This is a genomic window from Variovorax sp. OV700 (assembly GCF_900099805.1).
Taxonomy (GTDB): Bacteria; Pseudomonadota; Gammaproteobacteria; order Burkholderiales; family Burkholderiaceae_C; genus Variovorax.
In genome coordinates this window covers 128,090-144,139 of sequence record NZ_FNDR01000013.1, presented here as the reverse complement: position 1 = coordinate 144,139, position 16,050 = coordinate 128,090, and the positions used below count along the sequence as shown (strand labels likewise).

At 66.5% G+C, this 16,050-nt stretch carries 12 protein-coding genes; 3 read left to right on the top strand and 9 right to left on the bottom strand.

Annotated elements, in window-relative coordinates; all coding sequences use genetic code 11:
- Positions 1-116 precede the first annotated feature (116 nt).
- From hutU to BLR24_RS25155, 6 genes are read right to left on the bottom strand one after another with little or no spacing between them, the layout of a single operon-like run.
- Positions 117-1,844 (bottom strand): urocanate hydratase, encoded by a 1,728-nt coding sequence (gene hutU / locus BLR24_RS25180; RefSeq protein ID WP_093022393.1) that lies wholly within the window; start codon positions 1,842-1,844, stop codon positions 117-119.
- A gap of 32 nt (positions 1,845-1,876) precedes the next feature.
- Positions 1,877-3,424: a histidine ammonia-lyase gene (gene hutH / locus BLR24_RS25175; protein ID WP_093022390.1), complete on the bottom strand. Its 1,548-nt coding sequence runs from the start codon at positions 3,422-3,424 to the stop codon at positions 1,877-1,879.
- A 59-nt stretch (positions 3,425-3,483) separates the two neighbouring features.
- Positions 3,484-4,221 (bottom strand): histidine utilization repressor, encoded by a 738-nt coding sequence (hutC, locus tag BLR24_RS25170; RefSeq protein WP_093022388.1) that lies wholly within the window; start codon positions 4,219-4,221, stop codon positions 3,484-3,486.
- A gap of 1 nt (position 4,222) precedes the next feature.
- Entirely contained in the window at positions 4,223-5,011 is a 789-nt protein-coding gene (locus BLR24_RS25165; protein ID WP_093022487.1) for an ABC transporter ATP-binding protein, read from the bottom strand.
- Positions 5,011-5,889 carry an ABC transporter permease gene (locus BLR24_RS25160; protein ID WP_093022385.1) on the bottom strand — a complete coding sequence of 293 codons (879 nt, stop codon included), beginning with the start codon at positions 5,887-5,889 and terminating at the stop codon, positions 5,011-5,013. Before BLR24_RS25160 ends, BLR24_RS25165 begins: the two co-directional genes overlap by 1 nt.
- The gene (locus BLR24_RS25155; RefSeq protein ID WP_093022382.1) at positions 5,870-6,838 is read right to left on the bottom strand and encodes an ABC transporter substrate-binding protein; all 969 of its coding nucleotides are present in this window, start codon (positions 6,836-6,838) and stop codon (positions 5,870-5,872) included. The genes BLR24_RS25160 and BLR24_RS25155 overlap by 20 nt, the downstream gene beginning before the upstream one ends.
- Before the next feature lie 292 nt (positions 6,839-7,130).
- Here BLR24_RS25155 and recQ point away from each other — a divergent pair, with 292 nt between their 5' ends.
- The gene (gene recQ, locus BLR24_RS25150) at positions 7,131-9,026 is read left to right on the top strand and encodes a DNA helicase RecQ (RefSeq protein ID WP_093022379.1); all 1,896 of its coding nucleotides are present in this window, start codon (positions 7,131-7,133) and stop codon (positions 9,024-9,026) included.
- 23 nt (positions 9,027-9,049) lie between these two features.
- On the opposite strand, the gene BLR24_RS25145 is transcribed toward recQ, so the two are convergent.
- The 3 genes from BLR24_RS25145 to BLR24_RS25135 all read right to left on the bottom strand — a co-directional run bounded on the left by BLR24_RS25145 (position 9,050) and on the right by BLR24_RS25135 (position 14,410).
- Complete coding sequence (locus BLR24_RS25145) at positions 9,050-10,240, bottom strand: nucleoside hydrolase (protein WP_093022376.1); 1,191 nt, start codon at positions 10,238-10,240, stop codon at positions 9,050-9,052.
- Between the two features lie 152 nt (positions 10,241-10,392).
- Positions 10,393-11,994: a S41 family peptidase gene (locus BLR24_RS25140; RefSeq protein WP_093022374.1), complete on the bottom strand. Its 1,602-nt coding sequence runs from the start codon at positions 11,992-11,994 to the stop codon at positions 10,393-10,395.
- Between the two features lie 88 nt (positions 11,995-12,082).
- Complete coding sequence (locus BLR24_RS25135) at positions 12,083-14,410, bottom strand: ATP-binding protein (protein WP_093022371.1); 2,328 nt, start codon at positions 14,408-14,410, stop codon at positions 12,083-12,085.
- Between the two features lie 116 nt (positions 14,411-14,526).
- Here BLR24_RS25135 and BLR24_RS25130 point away from each other — a divergent pair, with 116 nt between their 5' ends.
- Positions 14,527-15,750, top strand: coding sequence for a threonine ammonia-lyase (locus BLR24_RS25130; protein WP_175543344.1), 1,224 nt, complete (start codon positions 14,527-14,529; stop codon positions 15,748-15,750).
- A gap of 88 nt (positions 15,751-15,838) precedes the next feature.
- A complete protein-coding gene (locus tag BLR24_RS30810) occupies positions 15,839-15,991 on the top strand; it encodes a hypothetical protein (RefSeq protein WP_165442056.1) in 153 nt (50 codons plus the stop codon).
- Positions 15,992-16,050: the final 59 nt, after the last annotated feature.

The window sequence follows — 16,050 nt, the reverse complement described above, 5'->3', positions numbered from 1 at the left end:
CCCCCTCTGGGGGAAGGCTGGGATGGGGGCAGCGCCCAATGAGCGCTGCGCGGGGGTAAAGGCCGTCGTGCCCCCACCCCGGCCCTCCCCCGGAAGGGGAGGGAGAAATACGAGCGTCATCGCACCATCGGCAGGTTCAACCCCTGCTTCTTCGCAGTGGCCACCGCAATGTCATAGCCCGCATCCGCATGCCGCATGACGCCGGTGGCCGGGTCGTTCCACAGCACGCGCTCGATGCGCTTGGCGGCGGCATCGGTGCCGTCGCAGACGATGACCACGCCCGAGTGCTGCGAGTAGCCCATGCCGACACCGCCGCCATGATGCAGGCTGACCCACGTGGCGCCGCCCGCGGTGTTGAGCAGCGCGTTGAGCAGCGGCCAGTCGCTCACCGCATCGGTGCCGTCCTTCATGGCCTCGGTCTCGCGGTTGGGGCTGGCAACAGAGCCGGTATCCAGATGGTCGCGGCCGATGACGATCGGCGCCTTGAGTTCGCCGTTCTTCACCATCTCGTTGAAGGCCAGGCCCGCGATGTGGCGCTCGCCGAGGCCGAGCCAGCAGATGCGCGCGGGCAGGCCCTGGAACGCGATGCGCTCGCGCGCCATGTCGAGCCAGCGGTGCGTGTGGGTGTTCTCGGGGAACAGCTCTTTGATCTTGGCGTCGGTCTTGTAGATGTCTTCGGGGTCGCCCGACAGCGCCACCCAGCGGAACGGGCCCTTGCCTTCGCAGAACAGCGGGCGGATGTAGGCCGGCACGAAACCCGGAAAGTCGAACGCGTTCTTCACGCCTTCGTCGAAAGCGACCTGGCGGATGTTGTTGCCGTAGTCGACCGTAGGGATGCCCATGGCCTGGAAGTCGAGCATGGCCTGTACGTGCACGGCGCACGACTTGGCGGCGGCGGTCTTCAGCGCGTCGTGCTGCGAGGCATCCTTCATCGCGGCCTGCCATTGCGCAACGCTCCAGCCTGAAGGCAGGTAGCCGTTGATCAGATCGTGCGCTGACGTCTGGTCGGTCACGAGGTCGGGCTTGATGCCGCCGGCCTTCGCACGCTTCACCAACTCCGGAAGGATGTCGGCCGCGTTGCCAAGCAGCGCGATCGACACGGCGTCCTTCGCGTCGCAGTGCTGCTGGATGAGTTCGAGCGCATGGTCGATGTCGCGTGCCTGCTTGTCGACATAGCGCGTGCGCAGGCGAAAGTCGATGCTGGTCTGCTGGCACTCGATGTTGAGCGACACCGCACCCGCCAGCGTGGCCGCGAGCGGCTGCGCGCCGCCCATGCCGCCGAGGCCGGCCGTGAGGATCCACTTGCCGGCCAGGCTGTTGTTGTAATGCTGGCGGCCGGCTTCGACAAAAGTCTCGAAGGTGCCTTGCACGATGCCCTGGCTGCCGATGTAGATCCAGCTTCCTGCAGTCATCTGGCCGTACATGAAGAGGCCCAGGCGGTCGAGCTCGTTGAAGTGCTCCCAGTTGGCCCACTTGGGCACGAGATTCGAATTGGCGAGCAGCACGCGCGGTGCGTTCTCGTGCGTCTTGAACACGCCCACGGGCTTGCCCGACTGGATGAGCAAGGTCTCGTCGTCGTTGAGTTCCTTCAGCGACGCAAGGATCTGGTCGTAGCAGGCCCAGTTGCGCGCTGCGCGGCCGATGCCGCCGTACACCACGAGGTCTTGTGGGCGCTCGGCCACCTCGGCGTCGAGGTTGTTCTGCAGCATGCGAAACGGCGCCTCGGTGAGCCAGCTCTTGCAATTGAGCGTGCTGCCGCGCGGAGCGCGGATCACGCGCGTGGGGTCGTGGCGCGGGTCGGCGGCATCAGGGTTGTGCAGGGCGAATTTTTCCGGAGCGTTCATGGCGTGGTTCTCCTCAATCGGGATGTCGGTTCTTACGAATGGCTGGGCAGGATGTTCAGCAGCGCGTCCGGCAGCTCGGCCTTCAGCGCCCACTGACGCATGGCTTCGATGTCGGGCGCGAGGTAGCGGTCGCGTTCGAGAAAAGCGACCTTCTGGCGGATGGCGGCGAATTCGGCTTCGACCAGCGGCGAGCTCTTGAGGCCACGCTTCAATTCGATGCCCTGCGCGGCAGCCATGGCTTCGATGCCCACCACCACCGCCGTGTTGTTGACCATGTCGCCCAGACGGCGCGCCGCAAAAGTGGCCATCGACACGTGGTCTTCCTGGTTGGCCGAAGTCGGCAGGCTGTCGACGCTCGCCGGATGCGCGAGCGACTTGTTCTCCGACGCAAGGGCCGCGGCCGTGACCTGCGCGATCATGAAGCCGGAGTTGAGGCCGCCGTCGTGCACCAGGAACGGCGGCAGTCCCGAGAGGCCGGTGTCGAGCAGGAGCGCGATGCGGCGTTCTGCAATGGCGCCGACTTCGCTCACGGCCAGCGCGATGATGTCGGCCGCAAAGGCGACCGGCTCGGCGTGGAAGTTGCCGCCTGAAATCACTTCACCGGTGTCGCAGAACACCAGCGGGTTGTCCGATGCGGCATTGGCTTCGATCACCAGCACGCGCGCGGCGTGCGCGAGGTTGTCGAGACAGGCGCCCATCACCTGCGGGATGCAGCGCACCGAGTACGGGTCTTGCACGCGGCCGCAGTCGGCGTGCGACGGCACGATCTCGCTGCCCTCGAGCAGCGTGCGCACCGCGCCCGCCACTGCAATTTGTCCTGGCTGGCCGCGCGCGGCGTGAATGCGCGCATCGAAAGGCTTGATCGAACCCTGGATGGCTTCGAGCGAGAGCGCGCCCGACATCAAGGCCGAGGCGAACACGTCTTCGGCGCCGAACAGCCCTGCGAGCGCAAGCGCGGTCGACACCTGCGTGCCGTTGAGCAGCGCCAGGCCTTCCTTGGGGCCGAGCACGAAGGGCTCCAGGCCGACGAGGCGCATGGCCTCGGCGCCGCTGACCACGGCGCCGTCGGCCGTGGTGGCCTCGCCCTCGCCGATGAGTACGCAGGCCATGTGCGCGAGCGGCGCGAGATCGCCCGAGGCGCCGACCGAGCCCTTGCACGGAATGCGCGGCATGACGCCCGCATTGAACAGGGCCAGCAATGCATCGACCAGCGCGGGCCGCACGCCCGAATGGCCGCGCGCCAGGCTCACGGCCTTGGTGGCCAGCACCATGCGCACGACAGGCGCGGCCAGCGCCTCACCAGTGCCCACGCTGTGCGAGAGCACGAGGTTGCGTTGCAGGTCGGCCAGGTGGTCGTTGCCGATGCGCGTGCTCGCGAGCTTGCCGAAGCCGGTGTTAATGCCGTAAACCACCTGGTCGTTGTCGACGATGTGGCGCACCGCCGCTTCGGCGCGGGCCATGCCCTCTTGCACGGAAGGGTCGAGCGCCAGCCGCACGCCGCCAGCCTGGATGCAACGCAACATCGCAAGGTCCACCTTGCCGGGCGTGAGGGTCAGTGTGGTTGTGTGATTGCTTGGCATGTGAGCCTGTCTATACAAGTGGTTGCGAGAGAAAACGTTCGGTTTCCGTGACGAAAAAATCAGCCGAAGGACGGGTTGCCGTCGGCTTTAAAGCGGCTGCCCAGGCTGTAGCGCGACGCCGGATGCAGGCAGCGCACCCAGGTGACCGGCGTGTTGCGCGTCCATGTGCGGCGCGTGAGCAGAAGGCAGGGATCGGTGGGCTCCATCGCGAGCCGGCTCGCCTGCTCCGCAGTGGGCAGCACGGCATCGACGACGTGTTCGATCTGGTCGAAGGGCACGTTGCGCACCAGGTACTCGCTGGGCGGCACGGCGGCAAAGTCCTGCTCGAGGAAATCGGGCACAACCAGCGGATTGACGTAGCGCTCTTCGAGCTGCACCGGCGTGTCGTTCTCCAGGTGCAGGCAGACGCTGTGGAACACCGAGGTGCCCGCGCGCATGTCGAGCCAGGCCGCCACGTCGGGTGATGCGGCAACGCGCTCCACGGCGAGCATCTCGCAGCGGTAGTCATGCCCGCGCTGGCGGATTTCGCTCGCGATGTTGGCAATCTGCAGCAGCGTGGACTGCGGCTTGTTCTCGGCCACGAAACTGCCAACGCCGGCCACGCGCACGATGCGGCCCTGCTCCATGAGCTCGCGCAGCGCGCGGTTCACCGTCATGCGCGAGATACCGAACTGCGCGACCAGTTCGCTTTCGGACGGCAGGCGGTGGCCGGCCGCCCAGGTGCCGTCCTGGATCTTGCGGGAGATGTGATCCTTGACTTGCGCATAGAGCGCGAGGGACGGCACGTCGCGTTTCATGTCAGTGTTCTACCGTGGCCATGGACTCGGCGCGGATCTCTTCGGTCAGCCGGGCCTTGATGTCCATGAACTCCGGCGAGGTCTTGATGGTGTAGCTGCGCGGATGCGGAAAGTCGACCGCGATCTCGGTCTTGATGCGGCCGGGCCGCGCGCTGAACACGGCCACGCGGTTGGCCATGAAGATCGCCTCGTCGATGTCGTGCGTGACGAACAGCACCGTCTTGCGCGCCGACTCCCAGATGCCGAGCAGCAGTTCCTGCATCAGCACGCGGGTCTGGTTGTCGAGCGCGCCGAAGGGCTCGTCGAGCAGCAGCATCTTGGGGTCGTTGGCGAGCGCGCGCGCAATCGCGGTGCGCTGCTGCATGCCGCCCGAGAGCTGCTTCGGAAAGTGGTTCTCGAAGCCGCGCAGGCCCACCTTGGCAATGAAGAACTCGCTGCGCTCCTTCTGGTCGGCTTCGCTCATGCCGCGCTCGCGCAGGCCGAAGCGGATGTTCTGCGCCACCGTGAGCCATGGAAAGAGCGTGTAGCTCTGGAACACCACGCCGCGGTCGGCGCCCGGGCCATCGATGCGCTCGCCGTCGAGCAGCACCTGGCCGGTGGTCGGAAAGTCGAGCCCCGCGACGATGCGCAGCAGCGTCGACTTGCCGCAGCCCGAGGGGCCGAGGATGGTGACGAAGTCGTTCTCGCGCACCTCGAAGTCGATGGGCAGCAGCGCCTGCGTGCTCTGTCCCTTGGTGCCGGTGAAGACGCGCGAGACGCCTTGAATGGACAGCTGGTTGTTGTTCGTCATCACAGTGCCGCCCATGCAAAGAGGCGGCGGTTCAGTGCCTTGAAAGCGAAGTCGGACACCAGCCCGATGACGCCGATCACGATGATCCCGAAGATGATCTGCCCGGTGTTCAGGAGCGCCTGGCTGTCGGTGATCATGTGGCCGATGCCCGACGAGGAGCCGATGAGCTCCGCCACGATCACGTAGGTCCAGGCCCAGCCGAGCACGAGGCGCAGCGTTTCAGCAATGCCGGGTGCGGCACCCGGAATGAGCACGCGCGCCACGATGCCGCGGCTGTTGGCGCCCAGCGTGTAGGCGGCTTCGACGAGATCGCGCCGCGCGCCACCCACGGTCACGGCCACCATCAGCACGATCTGGAAGAACGAGCCGATGAAAATCACCAGCAGCTTCTGCATTTCGCCGAGGCCCGCCCACAGGATGAGCAGCGGAATGAACGCGGAGGCCGGCAGATAGCGGCAGAACGAGACGAAGGGCTCGAAGAAAGCCTCGACCGTTTTCCACGTGCCCATCGCGATGCCCAGCGGCACCGCGAACACGGCCGCCAGCAGGAAGCCGCCGAACACGCGCCACACGGTCATGCCGATGTCGCCGATGAAGCCGAACTCGGCAAAGAGCATCCAGCCTTCCTTGAGCATGGCCGGCGGGCTGGCGAGGAAGGTCGGCGGCACGAAGCCGCCGATCGTGGCGATGGACCACACGAGCACGAAGGCCACGAAGAAGCCCAGCCCGAGCAGCACGCGGGCGCGCCCGCTGATGGGCTCGAGCGGCGCGAGCGAACGGCGCCGAGCGGGCGCGGCGGCTTGGGGGGAGACGGCCGGTGCAGGCGCCGCCGAACGCGGCGGCACCTGCGGCAGGGCCTTACTTGACGAAGCTTGCATCGAACGTGGCCGTGAAATCTTCAGGCGCCTTGCGGATCACGCCGGCCTCCAGCAGGATGGGCGTGGCTTCCTTCATGAAGCTGGTGAGTTCGCCCGCAAAGAACTTCTGGTTGGCCGCCTTGTCCTGCCAGCGCAGGTAGGCCGACGACTTGGCGAACTGCTCGCCGCTCTGCTTCACGGCCGAGCCCATGAGCTCGTTGGCCTTGGCCGGGTCGGCCTTGATCATGTCGAGCGCCTCGAAGTACGACTGGGTCAGCGCCTGTGCAGCCTTGGCGTTGGCCTTGAGCCAAGTGGGCGCGCAACCCACGGTGTCCATCACCATCGGGTAGTCGAGCGTGGTGGCCAGGATCTTGCCGGCGGTGGGGTTGGCGCGCACGGTCGAAAGATACGGCTCGTAGGTCATGGCGGCGTCGTTCTGGCCGGCCACGAAGGCTTGGGCAGCAGGCTGCGGCTCGAGCGAGACCAGCTTCACATCCTTCAGCGTCATGCCGTTCTTGTTGAGCATCCAGGCCAGGCCGAAGTAAGGCGCGGTGCCGGGCGCGCTCACGCCGATGGTCTTGCCCTTGAGGTCGGCAAAGCCCTTCACGTCGTTGCGCACCGCGAGGCCGTCGGCGCCGTAGGACTTGTCCATCTGGAAGATCTGCACGATGGGCACGCCGTTGGCGTTCCAGGCCACGTGCGTTTCCACCGTGGTGGCAGCGCACTGGATGGCGCCCGAGGCCAGCGCCAGGTGGCGGTCCTTCTGCGGAATCATCTTGAGTTCGACGTCCAGGCCGTTCTTCTTGAAGATGCCGGCCTTGTCGGCTAGCGAGAGCGGCGCGAAGCCGGTCCAGCCGGACATGCCGAGCGCAATTTTTGTTTCCTGCGCGGCGGCCGTTCCAGCCATGCCCGCTGCACATGCGCCTGCGGCCAGCAGGGAGGCGAATTTCACAACTACCGTCTTGACCATGGGTACTCCTGGTTCTGTTCTCTGGAAAAAGGCTCGGCGGTGCACCCGGGCTCGGGCTGCACGAACCTCGCATTGTTGCCAAGCGCCCCAACTTGTATATACAGGATAACCCGGAAGGACCGTTTCCGGTGCATCCTTCAGGAAAATGCACCAGATTGCTGTCTATACAGGAAGGGTGGCGGGACGGGCTTCACCTTCGCAAACCTCATGCCACAGTCATATCGATGCCGCTGGGGGACAATCGACGCTTCCCCCCTTTTTTTGCCCATCCCGCCCTTTCGCACCGCTGCCTGTGTCCTCGCTCGCTCCCCTCCCCCTCGACGCCCCCGGCAGCAGCAGCGCACCCGCCGACATCCTTCACGAAGTCTTCGGCTACTCGCAGTTCCGCGGGCCGCAGCAGGACATCGTCGACCACGTGGTGGGCGGCGGCGACGCGCTGGTGCTGATGCCTACGGGCGGCGGCAAGTCGCTGTGCTACCAGATCCCGGCCATAGCGCGGCAGCGCGCGGGGCGCGGCGTCTCGGTGGTGGTGTCGCCGCTGATCGCGCTGATGCACGACCAGGTCGGCGCTCTGCACGAGGCCGGCGTGAACGCGGCCTTTTTGAATTCGACGCTCGACTGGGAGCAGACGCAGGACGTGGAGCGCCGCATGCTGCGCGGCGAGATCACTCTGCTGTACGCGGCGCCCGAGCGCGTGAACACGCCGCGTTTTCTCTCGCAGCTCGATTCGCTGAAGGAGCGCGGCAAGCTCTCGCTGTTCGCGATCGACGAGGCGCATTGCGTGAGCCAATGGGGCCACGACTTCCGGCCCGAGTACCGCGCGCTCACGGTGCTGCACGAGCGCTACCCGGGCGTGCCGCGCATTGCGCTCACGGCCACCGCCGATGCGCTCACGCGTGCCGACATCGTCGAACGGCTGCAGCTCGAAGAGGCGCGTCAGTTCGTCTCCAGCTTCGACCGGCCGAACATCCGCTACACCATCGTCGAGAAGAAGGACGCGACCACGCAGCTGCTGCGCTTCATCGAGCGCGAGCACGAGGGCGATGCGGGCGTGGTCTATTGCCAATCTCGAAAGCGCGTGGAAGACGTCGCCGTGATGCTGCAGGGTGCAGGCATCAATGCGCTGCCCTACCACGCCGGCCTGGACGCGGCGGTGCGCCAGCGGCATCAGGACCGGTTCCTCCGCGAAGAAGGCATCGTGATGGTGGCGACCATCGCCTTCGGCATGGGCATCGACAAGCCCGACGTGCGCTTTGTCGGCCACCTCGACATGCCCAAGAACATCGAGGGCTACTACCAGGAAACAGGCCGCGCGGGCCGCGATGGCGCACCGGCTGATGCGTGGATGACCTACGGCTTGCAGGACGTGGTGAACCAGCGCCGCATGATCGACGAGAGCCCCGCCGGCGAAGAGTTCAAGCAGGTGATGCGCGGCAAGCTCGATGCGCTGCTGTCGCTGGCCGAGGCGAGCGACTGCCGTCGTGTGCGGCTGCTCGGCTACTTCGGCGAGAAGAGCACCCCCTGCGGCAATTGCGACAACTGCTTGAACCCACCGCAGGTGTGGGATGGGACCGACGCCGCGCGCAAACTGCTCTCCACCATCTATCGCGTGCAGCAGTTGAGCGGCATCAGCTTTGGCGCGGGCCACATCATGGACATCCTGCGCGGCAAGGAAACCGAGAAGGTGAAGCAGTTCGGGCACGAGCGCATCAGCACCTTCGGGCTGGGCGCGGAGTTCAGCGAGGTGCAGCTGCGCGGCGTGCTGCGCCAGCTCATCGCCACCGGCGCGCTGGCTGTCGATGCGGAGGCCTTCAACACCCTGAAGCTCACCGAAGGATCTCGCGCGGTGCTCAAGGGCGAATCGAACGTGACGCTGCGCGAGTCGATCTCGTCGCCGGCGGAGCGCAAGCCCCGCCGCGAGAAGGTCGCCAAGGGCGCGCCGTCGCCGGCCGCCGCCAAGCTCGACGACGCCGGCAAGAAGCGCTTCGAGGCGCTCAAGGCCTGGCGCGCCGAGGTGGCAAAGGAGCACAACCTGCCGGCCTATGTGATCTTCCACGACGCCACGCTGGCGTCGATTGCCGAGCGCGCACCGGCGACGCTCGAAGACCTGCAGGGCATCAGCGGCATCGGCACCAAGAAGCTCGAGGCCTACGGCGCCGAGGTGCTGCGGGTCTGCAGCGCCTTCTAGTTTTCTGACGCGCGCGCCCGCTGTCAGCTCGGCGGAAGCACGATCGGCACCGGCCGCGTGAGCAGGTCGACATACAGCTCGAAGAAGCGCGCGTTGTCGAACTTCTTCACCACCGTCATCTTCTGCAGCGCCGCGCCCGCAGGCTGCGAGGTATAGCCGATCGAGCGGCCGTTGTCGGCGGCGCCGGGCTTGGCGACCACGTCGACATAGCGCTCCACCGTTTGCGTGGCGTAGCTCGGATCGATGAGGTAAGCGAGCGTGAGCGTGTCCCAGATGTTCTGTGTATAGCTGGGGTTGTTCTCGAAGCCGTTGGTGCCGCTGAAGCCGTAACCGTTGAGCTGCCTGAACACCTCGGTCACGGGAGTCGGCTTGGCGGGATGCGCAATGCGGTCGTAGATGGGCTTGGTGAGGAACACGGTGTCGGTCACGTCCAGCGGCACCACCACCTGCGGAATCGGCAGCCGCACCACGAACTGCGCGGCGTCGGGATCGAACCACCAGTTGAACTCGGCAAACTTGGTGGTGTTGCCCGCCACGTCGATGGCGCCGCCCATGTAGATGATCTTCTTGATCAGCGGCACGATCTCGGGGTTCTGCTTCACCGCAAGCGCAATGTTGGTGAGCGGGCCGATGGCGAGGATGGTGATCTCGTTCGGGTTGGCCTTGATGGTGTCGACAATGAAGTCGACAGCGCTCCTGGGCTGCAGCACGGTATGCGTGGCAAAGCCGTCGGGCGAGGGCTTCAGGTCGGCATCGGTCTTGGGCTCGGGCGAGCTCCAGGCGCCCAGGTAGCCGTCGCCGCCGGAGCCGGCCGCCATCTCGGCCTCGATGGTCACGTAGTCGTGGTTGAACGCGTAGTTCGCACCCGCATAAATGCCGATGCGGTCGCCCACGCCCAGCCGCTCGACCGACTTCAGCGCATCGGCCACGCCCTGCTTGAGCCACTGGTTGCCCGAGACCACGCTGATGCCCATGACCTGCACCTTGCCCGACGCCTGAAGCTGCGCGGCCATGACGCCGAGCTGGCCGTCGTCGCTCATGGTGTTGTAGTCGCTGTCGATGATGATCTTCTGCGCCGGCGGCGGGGCCGCGCCGAACCCCGGCGCCAGCCCGATGCCGCTGTTGCCGTCGCCACCGCCACCACCGCAGGCCGAAAGCACAGTGGCGAGCAAGGCCGCCGCCATCCATTTGCGTCGCTGAATCCGAATCTTCATCCCGGCTCCTTCTCTCGAGTGGTGGTGTTGTTGGCGATGTAGAACTAAATGCCAAACGTTTGCGCAAACGTTTGCTTGAACTCTAAAGCGCATGCCGCCGGCGTGGCAAAGGGCAAGGTTTCAAAGGGTAACGGCCACGCCGCCGAGGCGGCTCAGCCCGGCGACGGCGCGGCTTCGAGCACGCGCATTTCGCGCAGCGGGGTGCGATGAAGCAGGTAGGGCTGACCCTCGATCGCCTCGGATTTCTCGAGGAGTCCCGGCAATGCCTTGGCCGAAGCCGATGCAGGGCATGCGCCGCCGCCGCGCATGGCAAGCGCGACGGCGAGCCGTGCCTCGGCCGGGTCGCCGAGCGCATGGTCGAAATCGTCGGCCACGCTGCAGTCGGGCACGAAGCCGTCGCCATAGTCGCCGAAGCCCTTGGCGTTGACGCCCTGGAACTGGATCGCGAAGTAGCTGGTGCCGCAGTTGTCCTGCGGCGAGAAGCCGTAGGGCTTGCCGCAGGTGGCGCCGCCGACGAGATTGACCCTGACGTCGATGCCGCGCAGGCTGTTGACGACCGATTCGCTGGCCGAGCAGGTATCGGGCCCGACCAGCACCGTCACCTGCGAAAGGCCGAGCCTCGGCAGCGGCGCGCCGGTGCGGCTCGTGCCGTAGAACGGAATGATCGACTGCGCCGGCGTCAGGCGGAACGGGTTCTTGTCATTGAAGACGAGGCGCTCGAAAGTCTTGCCCGACGAAGCGGTGGACGAAGACACCATGGTGGCGAGCCGGCTCGCGATGTTGAGTTGCCCGCCGCCGTTGTAGCGCATGTCGAGCACCAGGTCCTGGATACCGTCCTGCCTGAACTGGTTGAAGGCATCGATGAGCTGCGGCTCCGAGGTCGTGATGTGGTCGTTGAAGAGCAGATAGCCGACGCGGCCGCTGCCGGTGTCGATGCTCTTCACGTTCTGCACCGGCGTGCGCGTGACGCTCGCGGCCGCCAGCGTCAGTGTGCGCGTGGCGCTGCCCTCCTGCAGCTTGAAGGTGTGCGTTTCACCAAGGGTGGTGGGCGAGATGCCGCGGTTGATGACGGCGGTGTTGGTGCCGTTGATCACGTCGATGCCGTCCACCTCGAGCACCTTGGCGCCGCGCGCAATGCCAGCCTCTGCCGCAGGCGAGCCGGGTTCGGTGAACGCGATGCGCAGGTCGCGCGGGCGCGAGTTGCGCACGAACGCGAACTCCATGCCGTAGCCCGGCGCCACGCCGTTCTGCGACAGCTGCCGATAGCGCTCGGTGTCGTACACGTAGTGAAAGCGGTCCTTCGCGCGTCCCGACGCGGTGACGAGCGGGGTCTTGAGCACGTTGAAGTACGCGACCGGCGTGGCGTAGTCGGCCGCCTTGAGCGTAGTCGGCACCTCGCCATACCAGAGATAGGTTTCGTCGATCCAGCCGCGCGCCCAGCGCTTCTCGTCGGTCAGGGTGCCGGACTTGTCGGGGTAGGCCACACCGGTTTCGGGATTGATGCCGCCGCGCGGCGCGGCGCACAGGCCCGCCACGGTGGACGAGGCAAGAATGGCGTCGTCGTCGCCGCTTGGCGGCGGTGCGATGGCCGTGGGGGGCGCAATGATCGGGAACGCGCCGCCCCCTCCTCCGCCGCCGCCACCCCCGCCTCCACAGCCCGCGAGGACGAGGGCCGCGCAGGCCAGCACGAATGTGGCCGCGGCCGATACGGTGGAGCGCGGCATCTCCCGCGCGCTCGCGTTGCCAGAATTCATCGAGCCCTCCTCGTGTCCGCTGCGACGGACGGTTGTTTTTTGTTTGCCGTGTTCCGGCGGACCTGTTGCGGCCGCTTTCAGCTTCTACCTACTGCACGAAACCAATGCCGCGCGATTCGCGCACCTCGGGCTTGATGCGGTGCTCGGCCTCGAGCTGGTCGAGGAATTCGGCGGCCGAGAACTCGACCGCCAGAATGTCGGTCTGCCGCTTCACGGCCGCAAAATCACCCGGGCACAGCTGGCGCAATTGCGCGAGGCGGGCCTTGATCTCTCCGGTCAGCAGCGCGGCATCGCCGGCCAGCGCCTCGGTCACGAACATGCGCTCGCGTTGCGGTGCGGTGAGCGGCATGAACTTGATCTTGAAGGTAAAGCGCCGAAGCGCCGCCTGATCGAGCCGGTCGAGCAGATTGGTGGTGCAGATGAAGACGCCGTTGAAGCGCTCCATGCCCTGCAGCATCTCGTTGACCTCGGTCACTTCGTAGGTGCGCTGGGCGCCGCGCCGGTCCTGCAGGAAGCTGTCGGCTTCGTCGAGCAGCAGCACGGCCTTTTCGGCTTCGGCCTCCTTGAACATGGCGGCCATGTTCTGTTCAGTTTCGCCGACGTACTTGCTCATGAGGTCGCTGGCCTGCTTGATGATCAGCGGCCGGCCGATGGTCTTGGCGACGTGCTCGGCCAGCGCGGTCTTGCCGGTGCCGGGCGCGCCGTAGAAGCACAGCGTGCCGTGGCCGCGCGCCTTGAGCGCCGCCACGACGCGCGGAATCTCGAAGCGGGTCTCGACGTTGAGCATGTCAAGGTCGTAGGTGGTCACGCTGCGGCGCATGCCCAGGCCGGTGTCGAGCGTGCCGAGTGCGAGGTCGGCGTTCTTGAGCTGGCGCTCGATCAGCGCCTCCATCGAGGCGCCATCCTCCGTCTGCGCCAGCCCCGCAAAGCGCACGGCGGTGCGGATCTGCGCGGGCGTGAGGCCCTTGCGCTCGGCCAGCTTGGCGGTGAAGGCTTCGGACACCACGATGCCTTCGAGCGTTTTCTTCACCAGCTGCTCGCGCGCACCGGGGGGTGGCGACTTGAGCTCGAGGTGATAGGCAAAGCGGCGCCTGAATGCCGGGTCGATCTGCTCGATGCGGTTGGTCACCCACAGCGTGGGCACCGGGTTGGCTTCGAGGATCTGGTTGACCCAGGCCTTGCCGCTCACGCTGCCGCTGGTGGACGCCGGAATCTGCTCGGCGCGCGCCATGAACTGCGCGGCCTCGGTGCTGATGGGCGGGAACACGTCCTCGACCTCGTCGAACAGCAGCGCGGCCTGCGCACTGCCCTTGAGGAACACCTGCGCGATCTGCAGCGAGCGGTAGCGGTCGCGGCCGCTCAGCGAGTTGCCGTCGCGGTCGGCGTATTCGACCTCGAAGAGCTCGAGCCCCGCAGCCTGCGCCACCACCTTGGCGAGTTCGGTCTTGCCGGTGCCGGGCGGGCCGTAGAGCAGCACGTTGACGCCGGGCTCCTTGCGCGCCACTGCCGCGCGCAGCAGCGTGACGAGCATCTGCGCATCGTCCTCGACAAAGGAAAAGTCTTGCGTGGTGAGCGCACTCTTGGCCGAAGGCCGCGTGAACACGGCCATCAATTCGTTGTGGTCGCGGTATTCGCGCATCAGCACCGGCGGCAGCTTTTCGCTGACCTTCATGAGGTCGGCCAGGTCGGTGATGTTGTGCTCGGAGATCAGGTTCTCGACCAGACCGATGCGCTCCAGCCGCGAGCCCGCGCGCAGCGCCTCGCCCACTTCGCTCGCGTTGACGCCCGCGATGTCGGCAATGGCCGCGTAGGCCTCGGGCGCGTTGTTGACCTTGAACTCCACCAGCAGCGAACGCAGGTCGCGCTGGTAGCGCGCGAGCGTGCCGTAGAGCAGCAGCGCGCGCTCGGCCTTGTTGAGCTGCAAGAGGCCTGCGAGCGCATCGATGTTCTTCTCGACCAGCGTCGATTGCTTGCGCAGCGCATGCGTGAGCCAGTCGCGCGTGACGGCCAGCACCGAGAGCAGGTCCTTGGGCTGGTCCTTGGCGTATTCGTCCAGATAGAAGAAGAGCGTGCCTTCCTCATAGGGTCCGCGCCACACGCCATGGCGCTCCAGCAGCGTGCGGCCGTCGAAATCCTCGACGCCTTTCCAGACCTCGTTGCCCGCGCAGCGGCGGCCAAGGAATTCGCGGAGGCGATGCAGCACCGCGGCCGGCCACACCAGGTGGCGGCCGGTCAGCGAGAGCAGGCCGTTGATGTCGCGGCGCACGTTGAAGCGCGGCCCCTGCTTGGCGGCGAGCGTGAGCACGAAGTGCGAGCACATCAGCTCGAGCACCGGCGCTCCCTTGAGCCCAGGCGACGGCAATGCCTGCCCGCGCACCGCAGCAGCCACCACATCGACACCCGCACGCTTGACCATCAGACAACCTCCAGGCGAGGAACTTCCTGGGGCGACCATAGCGCAGACTTTTGCCTTCGGGAAGACGCTGGAACGGTAAAAACCCTGATGGTGCGATTCCAGCCACAATGCCCGCCATGGTCGGAATCGAAGAAATCCGGCGCGCTGCGGCGCGCCTGCAGGGTCAGGTGCTCAACACGCCCTGTGTCGAATCGCGCACGCTCTCGGAAATCGTGGGCGCGCAGGTGTTCCTGAAGTTCGAGAACCTGCAGTTCACCTCCTCGTTCAAGGAACGCGGGGCGTGCAACAAATTGGTCGATCTTTCGGAGAACGGCCCGCGCGGCGACGGCCAGGAAACCACGCGGGGCGTGGTGGCCATGTCGGCCGGCAACCATGCCCAGGGTGTGGCCTATCACGCCCAGCGGCTCGGCCTGCGTGCGCTCATCGTGATGCCGCGGTTCACGCCCGGCGTGAAGATCGAGCGTACGCGCGGCTTCGGCGCCGAGGTGGTGCTGCACGGCGACACGCTCGACGCGGCCCGCGCCCATGCGCTGGAACTGGCCGAACGCGAAGGCCTGACCTTCGTCCATCCGTACGACGACGAGGCCATCATCGCGGGACAGGGCACGGTGGCGCTCGAAATGCTCGACGTGGTGCCGGATCTCGACACCCTGGTGGTGTCGGTCGGCGGCGGCGGGCTGATTGCCGGCATGGCCATTGCGGCGCGCGACCGCAAGCCCGGCATCGAGATCGTCGGCGTGCAGACCACGCGCTTTCCGGGCATGGTCAATGCCGTCAAGGGCACCCAGCACCTGCAGGGCAAGAGCACCATCGCCGAAGGCATCGCCGTCGGCACGCCGGGCGTGCTGACGCGGGAAATCATCGCCAAACATGTGGACGACCTGCTGCTGGTCGACGAAGGCGACATCGAGCAGGGCGTGCTGATGCTGCTCGAAATCGAGAAAACCCTGGTCGAAGGCGCGGGCGCGGCCGGCCTGGCGGCGCTGATCCGGCATCCGGAGCGCTTCAAGGGCAAGTGCGTCGGGCTGGTGCTTTCGGGCGGAAATATCGACCCGCTGCTGCTGGCGGCCATCATCGAACGCGGCATGGTGCGGGCCGGCCGGCTCGCCCGCGTGAGGGTGAGCGCGCGCGACGTGCCGGGCTCGTTGGCCCAAATCACGGCCACTGTGGCGGAAGCGGGCGCTAACGTCGATGAGGTTCACCATCAGCGGGCGTTTACCATGCTGGCAGCGCAGAACGTCGACATCGAGCTGGTGCTGCAGACCCGCGGACGGGCCCACCTGGCCAGCGTGCTGGGCGCGCTGCACGACGCCGGCTTCGAGGCCGAAGAGCAGCACTGAAGGGGGTTGGCAACCCCCTAGACCGGTCCGGCGGGCCCGACCCGTAAAATGCCCCCCAGTTTTTGAATCTGAGTATTCGAGGTAATCAATGTCCAACCCCACTCCCGTCGAGCCCCATCACGCCGCCGCCGTTGAAAAAGACGCCGTCGAATCGGTCGTGCACCTGATGCCGCTCGTGCTGCCGCTGGCCGGCGGCGTGCTGATGCTGCTGCTCGCGTCCATCGCTGTCTACTTGGCCTGACAGCCAATCGCGTCTTCGTCCGCGGGTTTTGCGGCCCGCGTTGACGCAGTCTCCCTAAG